Annotated in this window: 17 protein-coding genes and 3 pseudogenes; 10 read left to right on the plus strand and 10 right to left on the minus strand. The window is 32.4% G+C overall.

Features of this window, described 5'->3' with window-relative positions:
* The first annotated feature begins 75 nt into the window (after positions 1–75).
* Together COO03_RS05625 and COO03_RS05630 are read left to right on the plus strand one after the other, a co-directional pair.
* A complete protein-coding gene (locus COO03_RS05625; RefSeq protein ID WP_097895825.1) occupies positions 76–897 on the plus strand; it encodes a ParA family protein in 822 nt (273 codons plus the stop codon).
* Between the two features lies 1 nt (position 898).
* Positions 899–1,270: a hypothetical protein gene (locus COO03_RS05630; protein ID WP_097895826.1), complete on the plus strand. Its 372-nt coding sequence runs from the start codon at positions 899–901 to the stop codon at positions 1,268–1,270.
* Positions 1,271–1,380: 110 nt separating this feature from the next.
* Here the strand turns inward: COO03_RS05630 and COO03_RS05635 are convergent, their stop codons facing one another.
* The 4 genes from COO03_RS05635 to COO03_RS05650 form a co-directional block, all read right to left on the minus strand.
* Positions 1,381–1,971, minus strand: coding sequence for a DUF3967 domain-containing protein (locus COO03_RS05635; RefSeq protein ID WP_097895828.1), 591 nt, complete (start codon positions 1,969–1,971; stop codon positions 1,381–1,383).
* A gap of 82 nt (positions 1,972–2,053) precedes the next feature.
* A complete protein-coding gene (locus COO03_RS05640) occupies positions 2,054–2,551 on the minus strand; it encodes a hypothetical protein (RefSeq protein ID WP_016131624.1) in 498 nt (165 codons plus the stop codon).
* A 19-nt stretch (positions 2,552–2,570) separates the two neighbouring features.
* Positions 2,571–3,116 (minus strand): replication-relaxation family protein, encoded by a 546-nt coding sequence (locus COO03_RS05645; protein ID WP_230322435.1) that lies wholly within the window; start codon positions 3,114–3,116, stop codon positions 2,571–2,573.
* Complete coding sequence (locus COO03_RS05650; protein ID WP_097895832.1) at positions 3,085–4,383, minus strand: FtsK/SpoIIIE domain-containing protein; 1,299 nt, start codon at positions 4,381–4,383, stop codon at positions 3,085–3,087. The genes COO03_RS05645 and COO03_RS05650 overlap by 32 nt, the downstream gene beginning before the upstream one ends.
* A gap of 301 nt (positions 4,384–4,684) precedes the next feature.
* On the opposite strand from COO03_RS05650, the gene COO03_RS05655 reads away from it, so the two are divergent.
* The gene (locus tag COO03_RS05655) at positions 4,685–4,918 is read left to right on the plus strand and encodes a helix-turn-helix domain-containing protein (RefSeq protein WP_097895834.1); all 234 of its coding nucleotides are present in this window, start codon (positions 4,685–4,687) and stop codon (positions 4,916–4,918) included.
* A 317-nt stretch (positions 4,919–5,235) separates the two neighbouring features.
* Positions 5,236–5,811 carry an ArsR/SmtB family transcription factor gene (locus COO03_RS05660; protein ID WP_257132035.1) on the plus strand — a complete coding sequence of 192 codons (576 nt, stop codon included), beginning with the start codon at positions 5,236–5,238 and terminating at the stop codon, positions 5,809–5,811.
* A 484-nt stretch (positions 5,812–6,295) separates the two neighbouring features.
* Here the strand turns inward: COO03_RS05660 and COO03_RS05665 are convergent, their stop codons facing one another.
* Both COO03_RS05665 and COO03_RS05670 read right to left on the minus strand, forming a co-directional pair.
* Complete coding sequence (locus COO03_RS05665) at positions 6,296–7,618, minus strand: relaxase/mobilization nuclease domain-containing protein (protein ID WP_097895836.1); 1,323 nt, start codon at positions 7,616–7,618, stop codon at positions 6,296–6,298.
* A gap of 16 nt (positions 7,619–7,634) precedes the next feature.
* Positions 7,635–8,345: a hypothetical protein gene (locus COO03_RS05670; protein ID WP_097895838.1), complete on the minus strand. Its 711-nt coding sequence runs from the start codon at positions 8,343–8,345 to the stop codon at positions 7,635–7,637.
* Positions 8,346–8,608: 263 nt separating this feature from the next.
* Between COO03_RS05670 and COO03_RS05675 the strand changes: the two genes are divergently transcribed.
* Positions 8,609–8,929: a DUF3801 domain-containing protein gene (locus tag COO03_RS05675; protein ID WP_230322434.1), complete on the plus strand. Its 321-nt coding sequence runs from the start codon at positions 8,609–8,611 to the stop codon at positions 8,927–8,929.
* Positions 8,930–9,340: 411 nt separating this feature from the next.
* Here COO03_RS05675 and COO03_RS05680 read toward each other — a convergent pair.
* Positions 9,341–10,482 (minus strand): annotated as a pseudogene (locus COO03_RS05680) (IS3 family transposase).
* 72 nt (positions 10,483–10,554) lie between these two features.
* On the opposite strand from COO03_RS05680, the pseudogene COO03_RS05685 reads away from it, so the two are divergent.
* The 3 genes and pseudogenes from COO03_RS05685 to COO03_RS05695 form a co-directional block, all read left to right on the plus strand.
* Positions 10,555–11,334: pseudogene (locus tag COO03_RS05685) on the plus strand (replication initiation protein); the annotation flags it as partial.
* Between the two features lie 151 nt (positions 11,335–11,485).
* Entirely contained in the window at positions 11,486–11,941 is a 456-nt protein-coding gene (locus COO03_RS05690; RefSeq protein WP_097895840.1) for an AraC family transcriptional regulator, read from the plus strand.
* 208 nt (positions 11,942–12,149) lie between these two features.
* Positions 12,150–13,572, plus strand: a pseudogene (locus tag COO03_RS05695) (IS4 family transposase).
* Between the two features lie 732 nt (positions 13,573–14,304).
* Here the strand turns inward: COO03_RS05695 and COO03_RS05705 are convergent.
* Positions 14,305–15,252 carry an ABC transporter permease gene (locus tag COO03_RS05705; protein WP_097895842.1) on the minus strand — a complete coding sequence of 316 codons (948 nt, stop codon included), beginning with the start codon at positions 15,250–15,252 and terminating at the stop codon, positions 14,305–14,307.
* A gap of 634 nt (positions 15,253–15,886) precedes the next feature.
* Positions 15,887–16,528, minus strand: a complete 642-nt coding sequence (locus COO03_RS05710; RefSeq protein WP_097895845.1) for a recombinase family protein — start codon at positions 16,526–16,528, stop codon at positions 15,887–15,889.
* Positions 16,529–16,778: 250 nt separating this feature from the next.
* Between COO03_RS05710 and COO03_RS05715 the strand changes: the two genes are divergently transcribed.
* Positions 16,779–17,399, plus strand: a complete 621-nt coding sequence (locus COO03_RS05715; protein ID WP_097895847.1) for a recombinase family protein — start codon at positions 16,779–16,781, stop codon at positions 17,397–17,399.
* A gap of 430 nt (positions 17,400–17,829) precedes the next feature.
* On the opposite strand, the gene COO03_RS05720 is transcribed toward COO03_RS05715, so the two are convergent.
* Positions 17,830–19,017: an IS256 family transposase gene (locus tag COO03_RS05720; RefSeq protein ID WP_097895849.1), complete on the minus strand. Its 1,188-nt coding sequence runs from the start codon at positions 19,015–19,017 to the stop codon at positions 17,830–17,832.
* A gap of 165 nt (positions 19,018–19,182) precedes the next feature.
* Between COO03_RS05720 and COO03_RS05725 the strand changes: the two genes are divergently transcribed.
* A complete protein-coding gene (locus COO03_RS05725; protein WP_097895851.1) occupies positions 19,183–21,369 on the plus strand; it encodes a peptidase domain-containing ABC transporter in 2,187 nt (728 codons plus the stop codon).
* The last annotated feature ends 14 nt before the right edge of the window (positions 21,370–21,383 follow it).

The raw sequence follows: 21,383 nt of genomic DNA on the forward strand, positions 1-21,383 counted from the left end.
CCCTATTTCTATTTTTCCCTATTTCTATAAAGGGATATAGGGAAATTTCAAAAAAATATAAATGGAGTGTTAAAAATGGCTATTACAATTACGGTTGGTAATTACAAAGGTGGCGTTGGTAAAACCACAAATGCTGTATTGAACTCTTATGAAGTTGCGAAAAAAGGAAAGCGAACGTTACTTGTTGACCTTGATCCGCAGAGTAATGCAACGAAGTCTTTAATGTTAACTAAATCCATTCTTAATCCAGATGAAATTGTAACTGTTGAAAAAACATTAATGAAGGGGATACAAGAAGGGAATTTAGATGGTTTAGAAGTGGAAATCATGGAGAATTTATATTTAATTCCTTCTTACGTTGATTTTCAAGATTTCGCAAAGTTCCTTTATAAGACTTGCACTTCTGAAGCAGAGGAGGATTACTACTTTAAAGGATTACTTGAAAAGATAAAACATAAATATGACTACATATTTATTGATGTTCCTCCTATGTCAATTGAAGTTACAAAGAATGCAGTTGTAGCTTCTGATTATGTTCTTATTGCTCTGCAAACACAAGAGCGTTCTCTTACAGGTGCTGAAAACTATGTTAACGAACTGATAAAGTTAAAAGAGCAATATGATCTTGATATTGAAGTTGTAGGCATTCTTCCAGTGCTATTGAAAAACAATGGTAAAGTGGACGAGTATATTATGGAAAATGCTCGTGAAATCTTCGGGGAAGAAAACCTGTTTAAAAATATTGTTCCGCAAATGGAGCGTATTAAAAGATTTGATGTTAATGGTATCACTGAAAAAGATAGACATGATTTAAATGTCATTGAACTGTACGAAAAGATTAGTGATGAATTATTGTCTCGCATTGATATTTTTGAAAAGATGAAGGTTGGTGTGTAACATGGCAAAAACACCTGGATTATTAGGTAGAACAAAGGGGAATTTCAAGCCAGAAGATCCTTATGTAAAAAACGAGGATCCAATTGTATTGAAAGATAACGAAAATAATCCTCCTTCTCCAACTAAAAATGAGCAAAAACAAATAACTCAAAAAGAAAAAGGGAAGGAGCAAGAACCGAATAAAAAGAAGTTTAAAAACCAACAAGGTAGTATTAAAATTTCTAGCCAATCTAAAGAAGAACTCGAAGCACTAATGAAACTCACGAATACGAAATATGCTCACGAAATAATTGATTTACTTATAGATCGTTATGTAGAAAATGAATTAACTTCTGCACAGAAAAGAAAGTTTAAATTACTAACAGAAATATAAAAAATATAGAAATATCCCTATTTCCAAATAGGGATATTTCTATATTTTATCACCCGTTAATATTAATATAAAAGGATTTCTCTCCATCCTTCATGTATCTTTTTCGTAGTTTACCAGAACTTCCACCACGGCTTTTCCTTCTCTTTTGCAGCCGCTACCTCCTCACGATACTCCTGCATTAATCTCTTCGCTTCCTGCATCTCACGTAGTGTTTTCATAAGTGTTTCATCTCGCGCTTCTAATCGTTTTTCCACTCGTTCATTATGTTGATCTATACTCGCTTTAATTTCCTCGTTGCTTTGCTTTGCCTGCTCACTTAACCTTTCTTCCATTGCTAATATACTTTGATTCATTTCCTGCGCCATAACGCTGTATTGTTGTTGTAGCTGTTCTTGAATGTGAAATGGAATTAAGTTCGTGTCCCCAGGTTCTTCTTTAATCAAATCCGGATTAACTTTTTCTATTTGTTGTGCAATCATCTTTGCTGCCTTTTCCAACGTCATACCGTCATGCTTACTAAGCTCAATTAATCTCTCAATAACCAGGATGTCACCGTCTGTATATTCACGTCTGCCACGCTTATCTTTCTTTACTGTAAATCCCTCTCGTTGCAACACTTCCATATACTTTCTGAGCGTACTATCGGATATTCCTAGCCTTTTGTATACTTCACTAGCAGAATAAACAATCTCGTCCGTCATAGCGTCACAACACCTCCTAGAAAAAATATTCCCTAACGATTTTTAAATTCCTGCAAAGAAAAAAGCCCCACTAATGTAGGGATTAAATCGCCTTTGCTATTTCAACCAATAATCTCATAAACAACGGTATCATTTGTACTACGATATATCCAATCCCAGCACGGGAGATTAACGAGAAACCTCGTTCTTGGCTACCAACCATAATAAATAATCCACCGCATAGCGCTACAACGGATGCAATTGGGTAGGATACTGCTTTAATTAGAAAGATAACTGGCTCAAATGCATTTACGATTCTGTTGTACAGTTGGCCATCTATATAATTTTTAAAGTTGCCATCGTTTGATTGCACATCCTTGAATACTTCATTTACATTTGGCGCATCTGCTTCTGCTCCTGATGCGAATACATGTGGAATATCTATAATGTTGCTGAATATAATAGCACTACCGATTGCAATACCAACTCGCACCGCCACAGGTGCATATTTTTTTGTTTTCTTTTTGAACAAGCTCCACTTTTTCTTCGCTCCATAGTTACCATCCATAAAATCCTTGATGCTCATTGTCTCAGTTGCCATATAGACCATCCCCTTAATTTTAATGGAAATCAGTAACCGTAAATATGTTGCAATCCAATCCATCGCAAAGCTTCTGTATTTGCTTTCTTCGGTATTCTGTTGTTGTGTACCAAATAAATTTAGGCGCCTTCTCAAACACATTACATTCCATTAACTTTCTGTACTTCTGCATTTTTAAACGGTTTGCGCTCATCTTTTGCTCATGATCTACCTCTACAATGTGATAACGGCCATTATCCGTGAATAGTGCATCCGTAATTATAGAAACGATACCTTTAACATTCATTTTGACTTCCTGCTTCCACGTTTTCGGGCATTCGTAAGCGATATAGATGTCATTCCTCATAATGTAGTGACGAAATTGGTTAGAACGTTTTAGTACCTTATTACTTCCAATACGCTCACGACCTTCTTTATTGAGATAATACACCTTTTCTGAATCTCTAAAGCTAGATACATATTCTTCAAGATCCTTCATTACACGAGAAGCATTTCTATCACCGCCAAGATCATGAAGTACCTGGATTTGTTTCCTACTTAAGAACCCCAACTTCTTCAAGCTCAAGAGTATGGACTCGGTTCTTGCTTCCTTTATAGCTAACTTTTGCATCTTCATGCTCCTTTCTCGCTCTAATGTTGATATGTGGCATTATGATGTTGTCAATCTTTTTGTTATCGATATAAACAGTCTGTAAAACCTTCTTCTCGTTCGTTTGGTATATAGCTCTTCCTTTTATGTTGGGAAGACTCTCTGCGCCGCCCTCATCGAGTACAGCGCGGCTCCCTGCTTCTGTTTGTAATCTGAAGCAAATACGAGCACCAATGTTTTGCCGTAACTGCGATGGTAAAGCTTCGTTAGTAGGATATTGAGTCGCATATACTAAGCGGAATCCAGCTGCCCTGCCGCGACGACCTATATCTACAATGATGTCTTTGCACTCCTGATATGGCGCCATGTCGGCTGCCTCATCTACGATTACAAAGTACCTCGTTGGATCCCCGGCTTCTTTTATATCTTCATATCCTTTTTCTAGTAAGTATTCGTTTCTATCATTCAGTTTGGTTTGCAATTCCCTTAGAGTCTCAAGGGCTTCCTCAGGGTTCTTCGCAATTGATTCGACTTGGTTTAGGAATCGGTACCGGTTAAAAGATAGACCACCCTTCAAATCAATAAGGAATAGCTTTGTATTCTCTGGCTGATTGCGTACAAGTGATGTAATTATTAGCTTCAATACATTCGATTTACCCATATCTGTCATTCCTGCAGAGATCATGTGAGAAATTGCATCGAAATTATGCTTTACTAATCCATCCCTCGTATAACCTATAGGAACCTCCCATCCTCTGCATTGCCTCAGCATATCCTCTTCAAATTTAACGAAATCAGGAATTCCTCTTTCATAGACTCGTATTTTAAGTAACCCATCGTAAGACAACTCAATTTCCTTTCTAACGAGTTTTTTCTTGTTTATAATGTTTTTTATTTGTTTTAAGATATCTTTTCGTAATTGAAGAGATTTGAAGTCTGATAGTTTGAAATCGTAAACCTTATTTTTATGATTTAACCCGTCTTCTAAATGCTGTATTTTTTGTTCAAAGTTGGAGAAACTAAGGCCAAGTGGAATCCTATATGCATACTCCACTCCCCACGCATTTCTCGTCTTTCGAAGCAACTGTATGGTCCTGATATCTTTCCCTTCTTTCACTTTTAACCCGCAGTTAGCGCAAATTCTTTGGATCTTAGAGGCATCATTTGTTGCCCCTTTTTGATGCATCTTTGACAGAAGAATTACACCACCGACTGCCGCTGAACTAACTAACTCAAATATCAACGTTAAAACACCACCCTTCTTTTCGTATTCTGCAAGAATAGTCCCTGAAGATTAGAAGAGATAAAAACAGCTATGAATCGTTGAAAATATTAATCTTTTAGTGTCTAAAATATTATTCTGATAGCGAATTTTATTTGGAAGAGATGAAACGAAGTTCTAAAAAGCTATCAATTTGGAATAGGGAATCGTAATTTGTTTGGTATGGTAAAAGGTATTTTGCACTGTTTGTTTCATATGCATGTTTTTTTGCACTCGTATAAAAAAGTTAACTCTTGTACATGCTGTTACTGAGGTGACAGTAATGTTTGATTGGCTAAAATTAGGGAAAATAAATAGGAGTAAATTTGGGAAGTGGCTAGATCGTCAGGGGATTTCTCAAGCGGAATTAGGAGAAAAGTCAAAATTAAGCAGAGCAACTATTTCGAAATTATGCAATGACCATACATACAGACCGAAATTTTCAACTGTAGTTCAAATCACAAGAGGATTGAAAAAGTTAGGAAAAAACATAAATGAAAATGATTTTTGGATGTAGCTTCACTTGAATGAGTGGAGCTATTCTTATTTTTTTTGAAAAAACTCTTCACAAAAGAACATAAATTCGCACGTGATAAGAACTGATATTTAAGGGAGAATAACGGTGTATGACTATTCAATATTTCCTTATATTGATTATAAGGCATTTATAAAAAATCCGGTTCTGGTGCACAAACTCACAGACTCTCGTAAGCAATCTTCTACACTTTGATATACCGATAGTATAACTCTAACAAAGGTGTGTGATCAGTATGTCCAAGATTTGTAGATTTATTGCAATTATCCTGAAGTTTTTGCACCAGAACCTTTTCAACTATATGGGAAGAATTAAATTGTGAGTTATTAAACGAAATTGTAAAACAAACTACTTTACTCAAAACAAGAGGATTTTCAGCCTTTATCAATTCCTTATCTTCAGAGCGTATTTCTTGGATTGATAACAAAAATAAAATGTATCTTCATAAACCATTTAAAACAATCTATCAGATGAAAAGTGATGAATCTATTATTTTTATGCCTAGTTATTTTGTTTGGCCTCATTTTTTTGTAGATGAAATAAAAGAAGGCATTGTGATTGTTTATGATTCTTCAATAGCAAGAGAACAAGCTGTTCCAAAACAACCTATTGAAAAGATGTTAAGTACTTATCGTGCTTTAGGAGAACCTTCTAGATTACAAATCTTAAAAATTTTACAAGATCGTTCATTAACAACACAATCTTTAGCGCAAATTTGTCATTTAAGTGAGGGAGCAGTTTCGAGGCATCTTCAAGTTCTAAAAAAAGCAAATTTAGTTACCTGTAGGAAAGATGGGAAATATGTATTATATAAGAGTCGCTCAAATATCATTCAAAGTCTTTCCAAATTGATTACGGAAGTCACAGCAACCTAATACAACACGATGTAATTTGGTTGGCGGGACCTTATACAAAAAAAGGAAGGCCTTCTACATGCGGAACGTCTTCCTTTTTTTATGTGTATAAATAATGTCCGCTAATGCTTATTGCGCGATTTGGTTCCATTGCTACACAACCCCCACATATTACTCTTCCTTAAAAACCGAGATTTTATATTAATCTTTTTGTAAGCCCTCCCCAATCACCGAGCATGTTTATTTCTCCAAATCACTGTCCATAATAATAAACAAAGACAAACCCTTTATCCTAAAGATACGTGCTCTTTCTCAAGAGCATCAAACTCGGTGATTAGGTGAGAGTGGTATATTTAGGGTTTTTACCTAGCTTTATACTCGCTTCACGAGCCGTTAAGAGCTCATTCTATATTAATGACAAAAATGCTCCATCTCCTAGTATCTTGATTTATTTATTCCATTCACAAGGTACTATACATTATCCTTTTTGATGTCATATAATTTTTTATCTTTCATTTTCTTTTTTACGCTGTTGCTGCTGTCTTTGTTGCTCTTGTCTGTCTATTTCCACTTCTTTTTCTTTTCCTAAGCTTCCATAAAGTAAATTTCGTTCTTTTGTCATTAATGACAACTTATAATGCAATTCAGGTTCATCAGTTATATCATAATTCTTTTTTAGATAGTTCATATCACGCTTGGCAACATCATACTGTTTAAATTCATGATAATACTCTTGTTTAAACGCCATTTTATTTTCAGCTTTTTTATACGCCACGATTAAAGGGTGACTCTTTTTATAAGTTTGGAAACAACCCTTCATTTTCTTTAATCTAAAAATTTCATTATCAATACCTAAAAGTTGCTTTTCAAAGCTATCAATTAACGCTTCCTTATTTGCTTCAATTTCATCAAGCTCTGAAAGCGAAACATTTAGTGTATATAGCTTAGAGCTTAATTCATTTAAGTAATTAATGTTTTGTTTAGTAGCCCATCTTTGAAGTCCCTTATTATTTTTAAATTTCTCTTGTGATTTATCTATCCATTGTCTGTTCATTATGCTTGTTTTGATCGGTGAATAACCTTTGTTTTCTATTCTGTATTTGATAGAGGATTCAAGGTAATTAAAACCCATTGTTTTAGTCCGCATAAACTTCCCTGACTTCGGATTCTGAAACGAGAGATATTTTCCTTGTTTATGCTCATATCCTTCTTTTTGCATTAAGCCTAAAAATTCATCATACGAATTTGATTTTAATATGTTTTTATCAATTGTTTCCTCTAAATTTCCTTTGAAGGATTTCTTCTTTGATCTAGCTACATATTCGTTAAAAGCTAAATATTTTTTTCTTCCTTTTCTTCCTTCTTCGATTATCGACAAACCATACTTTTCAGAGATTTTATCATTTTCTTCACGTAATCTTTCCAAAGAATTTACACGCTTTGTATCAAACATTTTTAAGTTATTAAAATCAATATCATTGAAAATAATATGATTGTGTAAATTATCCGTTTCTGTGTGTGTAATTACTGTATATTGATGATTGCCCTTCAGATAATTATCAGCAAATTCTACTCCGTACTGATGAACTTGCTCTGGCGTTAAATTATCGTCACTATCAAACGATTGAATTATCATTCTTGCACTCATGTTTTTATTACTATTATTCTTTTCATTGTAGTCAAATAAAATACTTTTGAAATCTCTCTCTATTGCTTCAATAGAGCACTCATAAGATGTAACTAATTCCTCGTTTGTTTTATGGTCTTGCATACTGTAATTAATGACAGCTTTCAAGTCTTTGACTTTTTGTATTTTAACAATAGACATTGTAATCAGTCCTTAATTAATAAATTTCATATTCATCTAATATATCTTTCAGTTCAAACCAATCATCATCTGAAAAAACATTATCGAGTTTAGATAACTTAAATTTCAATTTCTGTGCAAAAATAAAAATGCTATCGGCCAATTTTATTAATTCGTTATCATCTAACTTATATAGCGTATCTCCATATAAATATTGCCATACATATTCTGTTACTTCTATTTCTTGTTCAGGCGAGTTTTCTATACATTCTATAATATAAACAAAATCTTCTTTTATCTTTTCATACAATTCTTCTAATACTAATTTTTTTGGTATCTTGATTTGATTTTCCGATAATGATTTTATTAATTTTTCCTTCTGTTTTTTACTCAAGCTATCGCTATTAAACTTGGTTTTTAAATCAAGTAATCGGTCATATTCTGTATTCATTATTTTTATGATTTTCTTCTGATTAACTCTAAGGAAATCAATATCATTATCAGTGTAAATTCCGTCTGTATTGATCCTTCTAATTAAGCTATTTATATTCTTGCCAATATAATTTATTTCTTTAGTTAAATCTCTATAAGCTTTCATATCCACTTCAAGTTTGAAATGCGATTTTGCACTATCAATAAGAAAAGCTGAAACATTTTTATATCCTAATTCAATTGCTTTATTTTTTATATAATCTTTTTCCTCATGTTCTAAAGACATTTGCAAATATGTTGTTCTTCTATTAGCCATAATAAACACCCCTTTTTTTAAAAAAAATCGAGCGAAGCGACAACAAATATATAAGTGATTTTGCAAAAAATCGCTTATATATATTTGTAAAGGTCGTAGGAATCTCCTACCAAGTCAAAAACGTAGTTTTTGGGGTTTGTCATGACAAACCCGTAGCTTGCCCCTTTGCTAAAACCCCAATAAATCTTTCTGAAAATTATAACATCTTAAACCAAAATATGGTATAATTTAGTTGAATAATTTATAAAGGGGTTGGTATCTGAATGACGAATGTAGATGAACATACACAGGTTGCATTCGAAGTCGTAGCACAAACCTTTAAATTATCGGAGCAAGTTTTATTACGGATTTTAGAAGCATTGACAAAGTTACTTGAAAATAAAGAACAAGATTCAAAAGATTATATCCTTGATGGAAACACAAAAGATGGTAAACAAAAAATCAATGGGCTTATTAAAAAACATAGTAACACTGGTGGTGTTATTGCTTTAGATAAAAACTTAACTAAGGAACAATTAAAGGTTTATCAAAAGGAATTAAAAAAATTAGGTGTAGATTTTTCTGTTGTGAGAAATGAATGGTAAAGAGGACTATTCTTTCTTCTTCTCAGCAGCACAAGCAAGTGTAATTGAAAAAGCATTAAAAAATATAGTTGAAAGAAAAAATTCAGAGTTAGAAAAATAAAAGTTAATAATAAAGAAGAAGTTGGCTTCGATAAAGATGAAAAATTACAGGAAATCATAAAGCCCCATCTTAATAAAGATGTTGTGAATCAATTAAAAAAAGATATAAAAGCACATGGTGAAGAAGTAGGGGTTTGTGTAGTAACAGAACAAAAACGGCAATAACCTGTATTTTTGCTTCACTATACCTAACAATAAGGTGGTTTTCATAAAAATAAAGTAAAGATCTTGATGATTAAAAATTTAATACTTATTAAAACTATCAAAAACGGTTGGATTTGAGTCAATATTTTGGACACAAAAAAATTAAGTCTATGCTACTTCTTTAGCTAGATCTTCTATTGCTTGGGGAGTTTTATAACCAATGCTACTATGAATTCTCTTGCGGTTATACCATCCCTCAATGTATTGAAATAGTGCTACGTTTGCTTGTTCAAATGTGACATATTTTGTACGATATACTTCTTCTTTCTTTAAAGTGGCATGAAACGACTCTATACAAGCATTATTATATGGACATCCTTTTTTGCTGAAAGAGGGTTTGATTTTATAATTCGCGAGTATCGTTTGGAATTCTTGACTTGTATATTGTGTGCCTAAGTCAGTATGTAGAATGAGATCTTCTGGTGGTTTCTGTGTATAGTAAGCGTTTTCTAACGCTTTTACTACAAGATTCGTTGTCATATTTCGTGAAAATGAATATCCAACAATTTTTTTGGAATACAAATCCATCACAGATGCAAGGTAACACCAGCCGTCTTTTTGCGTGTGAATGTAGGTAATATCTGCTACCCATTTTTCGTTTATTGTCGTTGTAGAAAAGTCCTGTTCTAATAGATTTGTCCGTTCTTCTACAGTTGATTTTGATGAATGTGGTTTATATTTTTTCAAGATAATGGAACGGATATTTTCTTTTTTCATGAGCCGTTGCACACGCTTTATGCTTACTTTTAATCCTTGCTCCAACAGTGTTTGATGAATCTTTGGCGCACCATAACGTTCTTCGCTATCTTAATGGATTTGTTTGATTTTTTGAGTTAATTCTTTATTTTCACGACTACGCTTTGACTCTGTTTTGTGCTGAGATTGGTAATAAGAACTTCTCGCTATTCCAAGAGCTTGGCACATGATATGAACAGAGTACGTTTCTTTTTGACAATCGATAAATTGGTGTAATTCTGTATCTTTTATTTTCTCGCGAATATGGCCATAGCCTTTTTTAAAATTTCATTCTCTTCTTTTAGACGAAGCATTTCTTTTTTCATTCGTTTTAGATCTTCTAGTGTTAGTTCATCTTCATCAACTGATGTGATAGGAGAATATATTTTAATCCATTTATAAACGGTTACTTCTGATACGCCATACTCGCTACTTAATTGTTTGACAGGTTGTCCCGAACAATATAATTCAACAACCATTTTTTTAAACTCTTCATTAAATTTCTTGTTTGTCATACGGACACTTCCTCCTTGAAACCCATTGTAAGGACTTAACTAAGTTGTGTCCATATGACTATACTAACTCCATACGCTATCCGAATTTATGAGTTATTAAAACAATATGAACATATAAAAGAGCGGACAATTAGCCTTGAGAATCTAAGATATTATGCAATTGATGTATATCCTAATTATGCGAATTTTAAACAGCGTGTATTGAAACCTTCCCAAAAAGAATTAAATCAAAAAACTGATATATCTTTTGAATTTGAAGAAATTAAGTTAGGTAGGAAGGTACAAAAAATTAGATTTATCATACGTAGTCAAAAAAGAAAGGACACGGATTTAGCTCATTTTGAAAAAAAATTAGATGAATTTCAGCAGCCAAATACATTTGAACAGAAAATTAAACGTTTTGAAGAGCGATGTAAAGGGAAAGTATATCCTACAGTATTAGAAAAATGGAAAAAACATGAGGAATTGGTTTTAGAAATTATTGATGATATCCGCTTCCGTGTAGATATAGATTCGCCAATGGGTTATGTAGAATATATGCTTAATTCCCGATTAAAAGAACTATCCGAAACCGCAATGCTAAAACAAGATATTCAAGGAAGTTTTTCTTTGGAAATGGATAATATTATAGATGCAGTAATAGCCAAATACTCAAAATCTACAGGTGCTGTAGCCACATTCTTAGTAAAAGATACTGCTATTAATGAATTAATAAAAATTTGTACATTAGAGGAAGCGGAAGAGTGTTGGAAGAAAAACGAAGAATTTGTTATGGATAGTATTTATGAATACATAAAAAAGAATAGAAAAAAAGAAGTCCCAGATAATCTTTTGGGGCTTATTTGTTATTAATAAATCAACGACTGCTATGCTTAAATATAGAAGTTGTTGGTTGTGATGGCATTTAGCAAAAATTATCAAAAAAAACATAGTAGTTATGAGTATAATTCAAATTAGGTTAAGTTGATTAATGAAATTAAATAAATGAATAGGCGGTATAATAATGAAGACTAGTAAAGTGACAGAATGGATATTAGGTGGACGGAATCCGGGTAATTATATTTTATATAATGATATTAATGTGAAATATACAAATGAAGTTTCAAAAAACTTGTATTCTTTAGAAAATCACGAAGGATATGGTACATCATACTGTTTTTTGGATAAACATCTATATGTAGGTGAAAGGGTTAAATTTTCAGGGATGATAATGACAAAGTCAGTTAAAGAATATGCTGGTTTATGGATTAGGGCTGAGCAACAGGGAAAAGATCTCTGGGAGGTTTATCATATACATTCTAATTCCTTAAGTCTGGAAAATTCGTGGAAAGAATATTTTGTGATTTTAGATGTACCTAAAAATATAGAAACATTATCAGTAGGAGTGTCTTTAAAAGGTACTGGTCATATATGGTTTAGTTCAATGAGTGTTGAAATAGTAGATAAAAAGAACAATTAATGTAGATTTAAAATAAAGTGGAATCAAAAATTCACTCTAAAATGTTTCTTACAAACTTTTGAGAATTCCCCTGTTAGTCCCTACATTGATATAGTAAAAGAAGAGGGGTGAGGACACATTGCTATCAAGCTAAGAAAACAAAATACCCCCTAAAATAAAAAAATGCGCTATGCTTTCTGTAGAATCATAGGAAAGGATGGCGTTTTTTATGTCTATTTCTGTATCCGATGAATTACAGCTATTCGCTCAAGAGATTCAAAGCTTTTTATCCCCCAATACCTTACGAGATCTCGCTAAAGATGTTGGTTTTGTGCAACGAACCAGTAAGTACCAAGCAAAAGATTTAGTCGCTTTATGTGTATGGATGAGCCAAAATGTGGCTACGACTTCTTTAACTCAGTTATCTAGCCGTTTAGAATCATCAACAGAAGTGCTCATCAGTCCTGAGGGACTGAATCAACGGTTTAATCAAGCAGCTGTTCAATTTTTACAACACATATTAGCCGAACTTCTAAACAAAAAATTGGTTTCATCTATGCCAATTTCTTCTACATATACTTCCATTTTCAAGCGTATTCGTATTTTAGATTCAACTGCATTTCAACTTCCTGATCCCTTTTCATCCGTTTATCCAGGTGCTGGGGGATGTAGTCATACAGCGGGATTAAAGATTCAGCTTGAATATGATTTACTAAGTGGACAGTTCCTTCATATTCATACAGGTCCAGGAAAACAACATGATCGAACCTATGGTTCTCTGTGTGTTCCAACTGTAACGGCGAATGATTTATGTATTCGGGATTTAGGCTATTTTCATCTGAAAGATCTTCAACATATACAAGATAAAAAGGCTTACTATATCTCTCGTATTAAATCAAATACACGTATTTATCAAAAAAATCCTAATCCTGATTATTATCAAAACGGAAAACTAAAGAAGAAAACAGAATATAAACAGATAGATATGGAGGCGTTAATGAATTCTCTTCAACCAGGGCAAACATACGAAATATCTGATGCTTATGTAGGAATGATTGATAAAGTGCCAGCTCGTGTAATTGTTCATCGACTTACAGAAGAACAGCAACAAAAACGATTACAAGATCAAGCTGTAAGAGAAAAAAAGAAGGGAACGAAGTATTCAGCTCGTAGTAAACGACTTAGCGGTATCAATGTATATATGACAAATACTCCTATAGATATTGTCCCAATGGGACAAGTACATGATTGGTATTCTTTACGTTGGCAAATCGAGCTTTTATTTAAAACGTGGAAATCATTCTTTCGTATTCATCATTGTAAAAAGATAAAACGAGAACGATTGGAATGCCATTTGTATGGGCAATTGATTGCCATTCTACTCTGTTCTTCTACAAATGCGCCAATTGCTCCTCATGAAGAAAAAACGAGAGCTTAGTGAGTATAAAGCCATATATATGATTAAAGATTACTTTCTTCTTCTTTTCCAAGCTATACAGAAAGACACCCAAGAGCTATCAAAGATTCTAATTCGCTTGTTCAACCTCCTACAGCAAAACGGGCGAAAATCTCATAGGTATGAGAAAAAAACAGTCTTTGATATATTAGGTGTCGTTTACAATTGTACCATGTCTGATAATCTAGTGGCATAATTCAAAAAACTGAATCCGTTAGGATTTATTTGGCATGCAAAAATTTCAAGTTCTTACATGTCATCTTTAGAAAAAAAGAAACAACTTCCACTATAACTGCCATTGTGTGAGCTTAGCTTGATAGCAATGGGGTGAGGACACATGCGTGAAATTCCTTGGCCAGATTCAGATTCTTTTCTAGGACTTATAGGTAGTTAACAAATAGATGATTATTTACATTTAACAGTTTGAACCGTCCTTACGGACTGTTTGAAGTGGGAGATTCCTGCTAAGATAACCGATGTATCCACCGGTTATCTTAGCAGGCTCTGCCCGTAGTCCCTACGGTGAAAACATAAGTATCTTGTACGTTGACTCACCACGCTTCCTACTTTAGCTTGGTTTTCGCAACTTCAGCAAACGTGGGGCGAAATCCACTTGAAGTAACAATGACTAAGTAAGAAAAAGAAAGGCAGATAAGGAATATGAAAAAGTGAGCATTTATTCAAGCAGTTTAAGTATCCCAACGGGGGGAATCCTCTTTTTTATATAAAATTTGCAATTTCATATACGTTTTTCAATTAATTGAATTTGAACAATATCACTGTAGATGATAATAAGTACCTTCATTTCCTTCTTAAAAGAATATCAGGCTTCGACTTTTCTGGATTGTATACTTGTGTCCCACAAAAAAAGCTTTCCAGTTATGTAACTTGGAAAGCTCTTTATAAGCAGTATTTCTATATAATTATTTTATGTTATAATATCTCTTTTTATAAATGTAGTAAATGATATTAGTAAGAAAGCAAATAGATATAGAAGTACTATGGTTATAGAAAATGATAAACTCATCCCTTTTATCAGTATGTCACCGGTGTAGTACATATTGAGGTCTGTATTAGAAAATATAATATATTTTGTCCAATCATATTTTTGTGCAAGTATACGCATTGTAGTTCCAGCCGTAAAATAGATACAAAGTGACATTACTAAAGATAGTGTATTTTTTTGAAAAAGGGTTGATCTCATAAATGCTATAGATGATATAGCAATAATATCTATAGCAGCGAACAAAAAATATCTAGATATATATAATACCACTCCTTCTTCAAATACCTGTCCATTATGGTAAACGAGATACGTATTTAGTTCTGAATTCCCAAATAATAAATATCCTACACCAATAGAAAGCAACACTAACATTATAATTAGAATAAAGCACAAGGATACTATCAACATATACCTAGATAACAAAAATGAAAATCTAGAAATAGGTCTTACCATGATTAAGTTAATAGTCCCTCGATTAAATTCAGAAGAAACACTAGTTGCTGCTAAAGCTATAATAAATAAGCTTATAAAAGATAAAAAAGGCTTATTAGAAAGTATAAATGTCCACAAACTATTAGTGTTTTCTGGTGGTATATTATGTTGTATTCTATATTCGTTAAGGGCTATTGTTTTTTTGTTATATTCGTATGCAAGAAAATTTCCAGGCATTTCTTGAGACTCTTTTATTAACTTACTGTTTTGCATTTGAAGTTCTTGTTTCCAATTGGACTCATACGATTTTCCGTGCTCTGAATGCATTTTTATAAATATACCATGTCCAACTATAAATATTACTAAAAAACCTAACATAAGATATATACCATAATGAGAAAATATCTTCTTATATTCATTTTGAATAAGTCTAAGCATATTAATTTTCCTTTCCCTGAACAACTTCTAAAAAGTAATCTTCTAATGATTTTTCGTACTCTTTAAAATCGTGAACTATATGATTATTTTTTTCCAAAGTTATAAGTATTGAAAGAAATATGCTTTTATTAGTATTCAATCTAACAAACTGAACAGAATGATCAATTGTAATATCGGGATGTACTTGTACTATGTCATGAACTGCTTTAGATGGATTATCTAAGTAAATTAAGAATTCCTTATCTTCGTCATTAATTTTTTCATTTATTTGCTCTTTTTTTATAATTTTTCCTTTATTAATATTGACTCAAATCCAGATATTAAAAGTTATAGTGTGTATCTTTTCTTATATGCATATTTGTTAATAAACAAGAGAAGCATCCAAACAGGATGCTTTTTTCTTTGTTGTATAGAAATTACCTAATAAAAGTAGAATACATAAGAAAAATAATATATCGGGGAACGACGTGTGACATTGGATATTTCTAAATGATTTAAACAAAGGACATGCTCGTAAACAAATGAAATATGATGACATGAGAAGTATTTAAAATATTACCTTGTTAGGCATGAGGATGTACCTCTAAAGAAATCTAGATAAATTTTAAGTGTTTTTTTATAAAAGAGAACCGACTTATAGATTGTCTAAGGTACTTTCATATTCTTTTATTATTTTATAAAATGTATTTTTCTTTAGTTTTACTAATTCCATAAATTTAACCCCGCTTATTTCTCTATTTTTCCACTTTGGATGAGTTTCTTCTATTATAAGTAATTGCCTGGAATTTAATGTTGAAAGATTAAATTGAGGACGACCTAAATGTTTTCCTTGGGATTTAGCCAAAGCAATCCCTTCTGCTTGTCGCTGGCGAATTTTTTTACGCTCTTGATCTGCAACATAAGAAAGTAAAGATAAAAACTGATCCTCCATTAATCTTCCCATATCACCCATCTCACGAAATTTCCGGCTATCAAACAATGTTTCATTTTCTAAAACGATAATATCAGCTTGTAATTCTCTTGTTATGTATTTCCACTCTGAAATAACTTCATCATAATTCCGTCCCATACGATCCAAAGCATCTATATAGACAATATCACCTTGACTCAATATTTTTCTTAGTAATTGATATTGCGGTCGATCAAAATTTCGACCACTCGCTTTATCAACAAAAATTCTCCGAGCTTCTACACCACGTTCCAACATTTTATGTAACTGGCGCTGTTCATTCTGATCTTTTGTACTTACACGTATGTATCCATAAATATTTGCCATATGAAATAATCTCCTTATATTTGCTACCACAATTATATCATTCTGTTTATAAAGATTATATAAAATTATAAACGTTTATAATATATTTTGTGCGACCTTTACAAATTTGTTGTTCCAACGTTTATAGGTTTCTATATAGAAACCTATAAAAACCACGTCTATAAATGTCAGTTTCCTATTTTACAGACATCTGTTTATCTTATATACCTTTATAGACATAATTGGTATAATTACCAATGAGGTGTAGCATATGAAACATAAAAAATTTGGTTATGTACGAGTTTCAAGTAAAGATCAAAACGAAGAACGCCAAATTCAGAATATGAAGGATTTAGGGATAGAAGATCGAGATATCTTCATTGATAAAGAATCTGGGAAAAATATGGAGCGTGAAAATTACCAAATGCTAAAGCGTCTTGTTCGTACAGGAGATATCATTGTATTTGACTCCTTAACAAGACTTGGAAGAAATATGAATGATACATTAGAAGAGTTTAGATATTACGAAAAACATAAAGTAAATTTACAATTTATAAAGGAACCATACATTAACGTCAATTACACTGGAGAAAGTACAAATGATGTTATTCAGAGCGCAATTCAAAAAGCAACTCTTACAATATTATCTGCCTTTGCAGAAAAAGAGCGAATTGATATTAAACAACGTCAAGCTGAAGGAATTGCTCTTGCCAGAAAACAAGGAAAACACTTAGGACGTCCTCCTGTCGAAATAACAGAAGAATTTATTGAAGCCTATAAGGAATGGAAATCTGGTTCGATTACAGCAGTAGGAGCCATGAAAAAGTATGGTATTAAACGTTCTTCTTTTTATAAGCTTGCTAAACTATATGAGGAAAAAATAAAAGAATAGTTTGTCTTATTAGGGTGTTTTCCTTTAAAATATCTCATGCCTAAATCTCCTAGATCCCGTTTTCTAGAGTGTAGCTTCATGTAGAAAACTTTGCAACAGAACCTATTGCCTTTTATAAAACATAGACTAGTATACAAAAATGTCTATTTTATGAAAAAATTAAGAATTATTTATAATTTAAGGTTTTTTTAAGAGTTTTATTAAGTTTATTTAAATAATATAAAATATAATTATATTATACATATTTTATATTTACTGTAAACACAGATTGGTATTTCGCGGGAGCGTCAATATTTTTGTGTAAATAACTTTTCAACTTTTTCAGATAGAATGCCACTTTTGGTATGAACATAACTTTTTTCCATTGTTTGGTTTTGTTTATTGTCAGGGCTAGCCCTGACAATAAACAAAATTTCATACTGGTGTGTGCTTAGGATTCAAGTTCTTCAAACATTGCTACTAATGCTGCACGTGCCTTATTAAAGCCGATGTGACAACGTGTAGCGTAGCGTTGATTATAGTCCTCAAATTGTGAGACCAAGAAGCGTTCCATAGCTTCTTCATTAGGGAACTGTTCTTTACGCTTTGTATATTTCTTGATTTGTTTATTAAAAGACTCGATTAAATTCGTTGAATAAATGCTTCGCCAAATATCCTTTGGGAAACTGTAAAACGTCAATAGGTGTTGATTTTCTTTCAGTGATTTCACTACCTTCGGATAACTCTTTTGCCATTTTGAACAGAAAGCATCAAGCGCTTCTTGTCCAGATTCTAGACAATCGGCTTTATAAACGTTTTTGAAATCATCGCACACTTCTTGACGATCTTCTACGCGAACTTTGTGCGATAAATTGCGTGCTACATGGACTAAACAAGTTTGATATTTCGCTTTTGGAAAAACACTTAAGATAGCGTCTGCCATGCTTTTTAAACCATCTGAGATAAACAGAAGGACATCTTCTACACCGCGTTCCTTTAGTTCTTCTAGGAGCTCTTGCCAATTATACGTTGACTCGGTTGGTGCAATCGTATACGCGAGTACCTCTTTGGAGCCATCTTCACAAATGCCAACAGCGATGTATACAGCTTCTTTTGACACGGTTTCACGACGTACGGCAATATATGTCGCATCTAAATATACGCACACATAACGCGTGTGTAAGGGGCGTTGGTTGAAAGCTTCTACTTGTTCAGATACAGCTTTGGTCATATTTGAAATGGTTTGAGGTGTGTAATGATGGCCATACATTTTCTCAATTAAATGTGCGATTTCCGTTATCGTAATTCCTTTTTGAAACAAATGTATAACTGTCGCTTCTAACGTATCATTTGAGCGTTGATATGGTGCTACGGTCTGTTGTTTAAATTCACCGTTACGATCACGCGGGATTTGTAGATTTAAATCACCGTACTCTGTATGTAACGTACGTGAATAAGAACCATTACGTGAATTACCTGAATTGAAACCAATACGATCATATTTTTCATAATCTAAAAACACTGTTAATTCCGTTGCCAGTAACGTATTCACTGCTTTTTCTAAGTACTCACGAAATACCTCTGTAATATCTTGTTTTTGGACTAGTGCTTCGATGATTTTTGATGTAAACTGATTCATAGGAAGACCTCTTTTCTATGGATTGTTGTGTGGTAACTCCATTCTACTAGAAAAGGTCTTCCTTTTTTGTATTTCTTCATTTAAACAAAATATTTTATACTCTCTATTTCGCTTCTTAAAACGATCAAATTATTTGTAAATCAATATATATAGGAGGAGTTAATATTGAAAAGTGTTCCTTATATACCACAAATGCAGGAGAGTGAATGTGGGCTAGCATGTATTGCAATGATTCTTAATTATTATAATCACCGTATTTCTTTGTCTGATATGAGAAATGATTTTAAAGTTTCAAGGGATGGTTTATCATTCAAAAATTTAATTGAAATAGGTTCCTATTACCGTTTAGATACTAAAGCATATCAATGTCCGATTTCTCAACTTTATAAAATAAAAAAACCATGTCTAATTCATATTGATAATAATCATTATGTAGTTTTAGAAAAGGTAACTAAAAATAAAGCATACATAGTAGATCCTAATATAGGAAAATGTAAAATCAATTTAGATGACTTTAAGCATAGGTATACTGGTTATTTACTAACATTTATACCAAATCAAGATTTTAAAGAAATGAAAAGAAAATCCAATAGATACTTTTTCATTGAAATCATTCTTAAAAATAGAGGGATTATGTTATTTATATGTTTAGCCTCTTTCTGCTTACAAGTGTTTGGTCTTATTATTCCGTTTACAATTGGATGGATAACTGACAATGTTATAGTTCCTAATAATTCCGATATGATAAACAAAGCTTTATATGTAATTGTTATTTTATTTATATCTTATGAATTATTTTCTGTATTAAGATCTTATCTTATTGCAAAAATGCAAACATTATTTGATAAACACTTAATGAAAAAGTTTATTAGTCACCTTTTAAGACTCCCATATAATTTTTTTGAAGAAAGGAATGTTGGGGACCTAGTTTTTAGTTCTAATTCGCATATCATTATACGACAAATTCTCTCTAATCGTTCTATAACCATTTTTATAGATATATTACTTCTATTTATTTTTGCAATTCTTATGGTACAACAATCACTGATTATGGGTCTGCTTGTAATCTCGTTAGGAGTTATCGTATTTTTATCCGTATTAATCGGTAAATCGATAACAAAAAAACTTACAACTGAAGATGTAAATGCACAGGCGAAAACTCAGAGTTTTCTAGCAGAATTTTTAAATGGGATGACAGATGTTAAAACATTAGCAGTTGAAAAAGAAGTTTATGATGGATGGTGGGAAAGATTTCGTAATCAAATACTAATAACGCAAAAAAGAACTTTTTGGACATCAAGTTTAAATTCTTTTGCTGGAGGTATTCTAGTTATAGCACCAGCTCTGATTATGGCGATGGGTGCTTCATATGTTATAAATGAGCAAATGAGTTTAGGGACCTTATTAGCATTTAACAGCCTAGCTGTTTCATTTTTAGTTCCAATTTCCTCATTAGGACAGACATATAATGAGTGGTTACTTGTAAATTCTTATATGCAAAAGATAAATGACATCATGCTAACGAAAACAGAAGAAGAACAACAAGTACATAAAGTAAGCGCTGTCAAAAATTCACTAAAAATAGCCTCGCATAAATTGAAAGGGCAAATGGAATTACAAAATGTATTTTTCAGCTACGACGATTTTAGTGAACCAATACTTAAGAATATTAACATAAAAATTTCTCCTGGCGAAAAGATTGGAATTGTGGGTTCTTCAGGATCCGGAAAAAGTACATTAGCCAAGCTATTATTAGGCCTTTATACTCCTTCAGGAGGACAAGTTCTTTTTGATGATATACCTTTACAAAGAATCAATTTACCTAATTTAAGAAAACAGATTGGTACTGTATTACAGGAAACAACCTTATTTAATAAATCTTTATTAGAAAATATCCGAATGGAAAATAAAAATATTCCACCCGAACAAGTGAAAGAAGCGGCCCAAAAAGCGTTTATACATGAAGATATTGTTAATTTTCAAATGGGATATAGCACAATCCTAACTGAGGGAGGTGAGAATCTTTCTGGTGGACAGCGACAAAGAATATTAATTGCAAGAGCAATAATAAATCATCCATCTATTCTCATTTTTGATGAAGCTACCAGTGCGTTAGATTATAAATCAGAATCCATTATATCTGAAAACTTACAATTATTGAATGCTACACAGATTATCATTGCTCATAGACTAAGTACCATAGAAAAAGCAGATTGTATTTATGTGATGGATAAAGGAGAAATAGTTGAACAAGGTACACATCAGGAATTATTAAAGAAGAAAGGTCATTACTCAAACCTTTATCAAGTACAAAAACAAAATGATATAGAAAAAGAAGAGATGAAAATTTAAAGGGGGATGCAATG

The organism is Bacillus sp. AFS098217 (assembly GCF_002551815.1).
Taxonomy (GTDB): Bacteria; Bacillota; Bacilli; order Bacillales; family Bacillaceae_G; genus Bacillus_A.

Excerpts from the sequence above, each read along its gene's own strand:
- COO03_RS05625 (WP_097895825.1), top strand. The coding sequence starts at position 76 with ATGGCTATTACAATTACGGTTGGTAATTACAAAGGTGGCGTTGGTAAA.
- COO03_RS05630 (WP_097895826.1), top strand. The coding sequence starts at position 899 with ATGGCAAAAACACCTGGATTATTAGGTAGAACAAAGGGGAATTTCAAG.
- COO03_RS05635 (WP_097895828.1), bottom strand. The coding sequence starts at position 1,971 with ATGACGGACGAGATTGTTTATTCTGCTAGTGAAGTATACAAAAGGCTA.
- COO03_RS05640 (WP_016131624.1), bottom strand. The coding sequence starts at position 2,551 with ATGGCAACTGAGACAATGAGCATCAAGGATTTTATGGATGGTAACTAT.
- COO03_RS05655 (WP_097895834.1), top strand. The coding sequence starts at position 4,685 with ATGTTTGATTGGCTAAAATTAGGGAAAATAAATAGGAGTAAATTTGGG.
- COO03_RS05665 (WP_097895836.1), bottom strand. The coding sequence starts at position 7,618 with ATGTCTATTGTTAAAATACAAAAAGTCAAAGACTTGAAAGCTGTCATT.
- COO03_RS05670 (WP_097895838.1), bottom strand. The coding sequence starts at position 8,345 with ATGGCTAATAGAAGAACAACATATTTGCAAATGTCTTTAGAACATGAG.
- COO03_RS05675 (WP_230322434.1), top strand. The coding sequence starts at position 8,609 with ATGACGAATGTAGATGAACATACACAGGTTGCATTCGAAGTCGTAGCA.
- COO03_RS05690 (WP_097895840.1), top strand. The coding sequence starts at position 11,486 with ATGAAGACTAGTAAAGTGACAGAATGGATATTAGGTGGACGGAATCCG.
- COO03_RS05705 (WP_097895842.1), bottom strand. The coding sequence starts at position 15,252 with ATGCTTAGACTTATTCAAAATGAATATAAGAAGATATTTTCTCATTAT.
- COO03_RS05710 (WP_097895845.1), bottom strand. The coding sequence starts at position 16,528 with ATGGCAAATATTTATGGATACATACGTGTAAGTACAAAAGATCAGAAT.
- COO03_RS05715 (WP_097895847.1), top strand. The coding sequence starts at position 16,779 with ATGAAACATAAAAAATTTGGTTATGTACGAGTTTCAAGTAAAGATCAA.
- COO03_RS05720 (WP_097895849.1), bottom strand. The coding sequence starts at position 19,017 with ATGAATCAGTTTACATCAAAAATCATCGAAGCACTAGTCCAAAAACAA.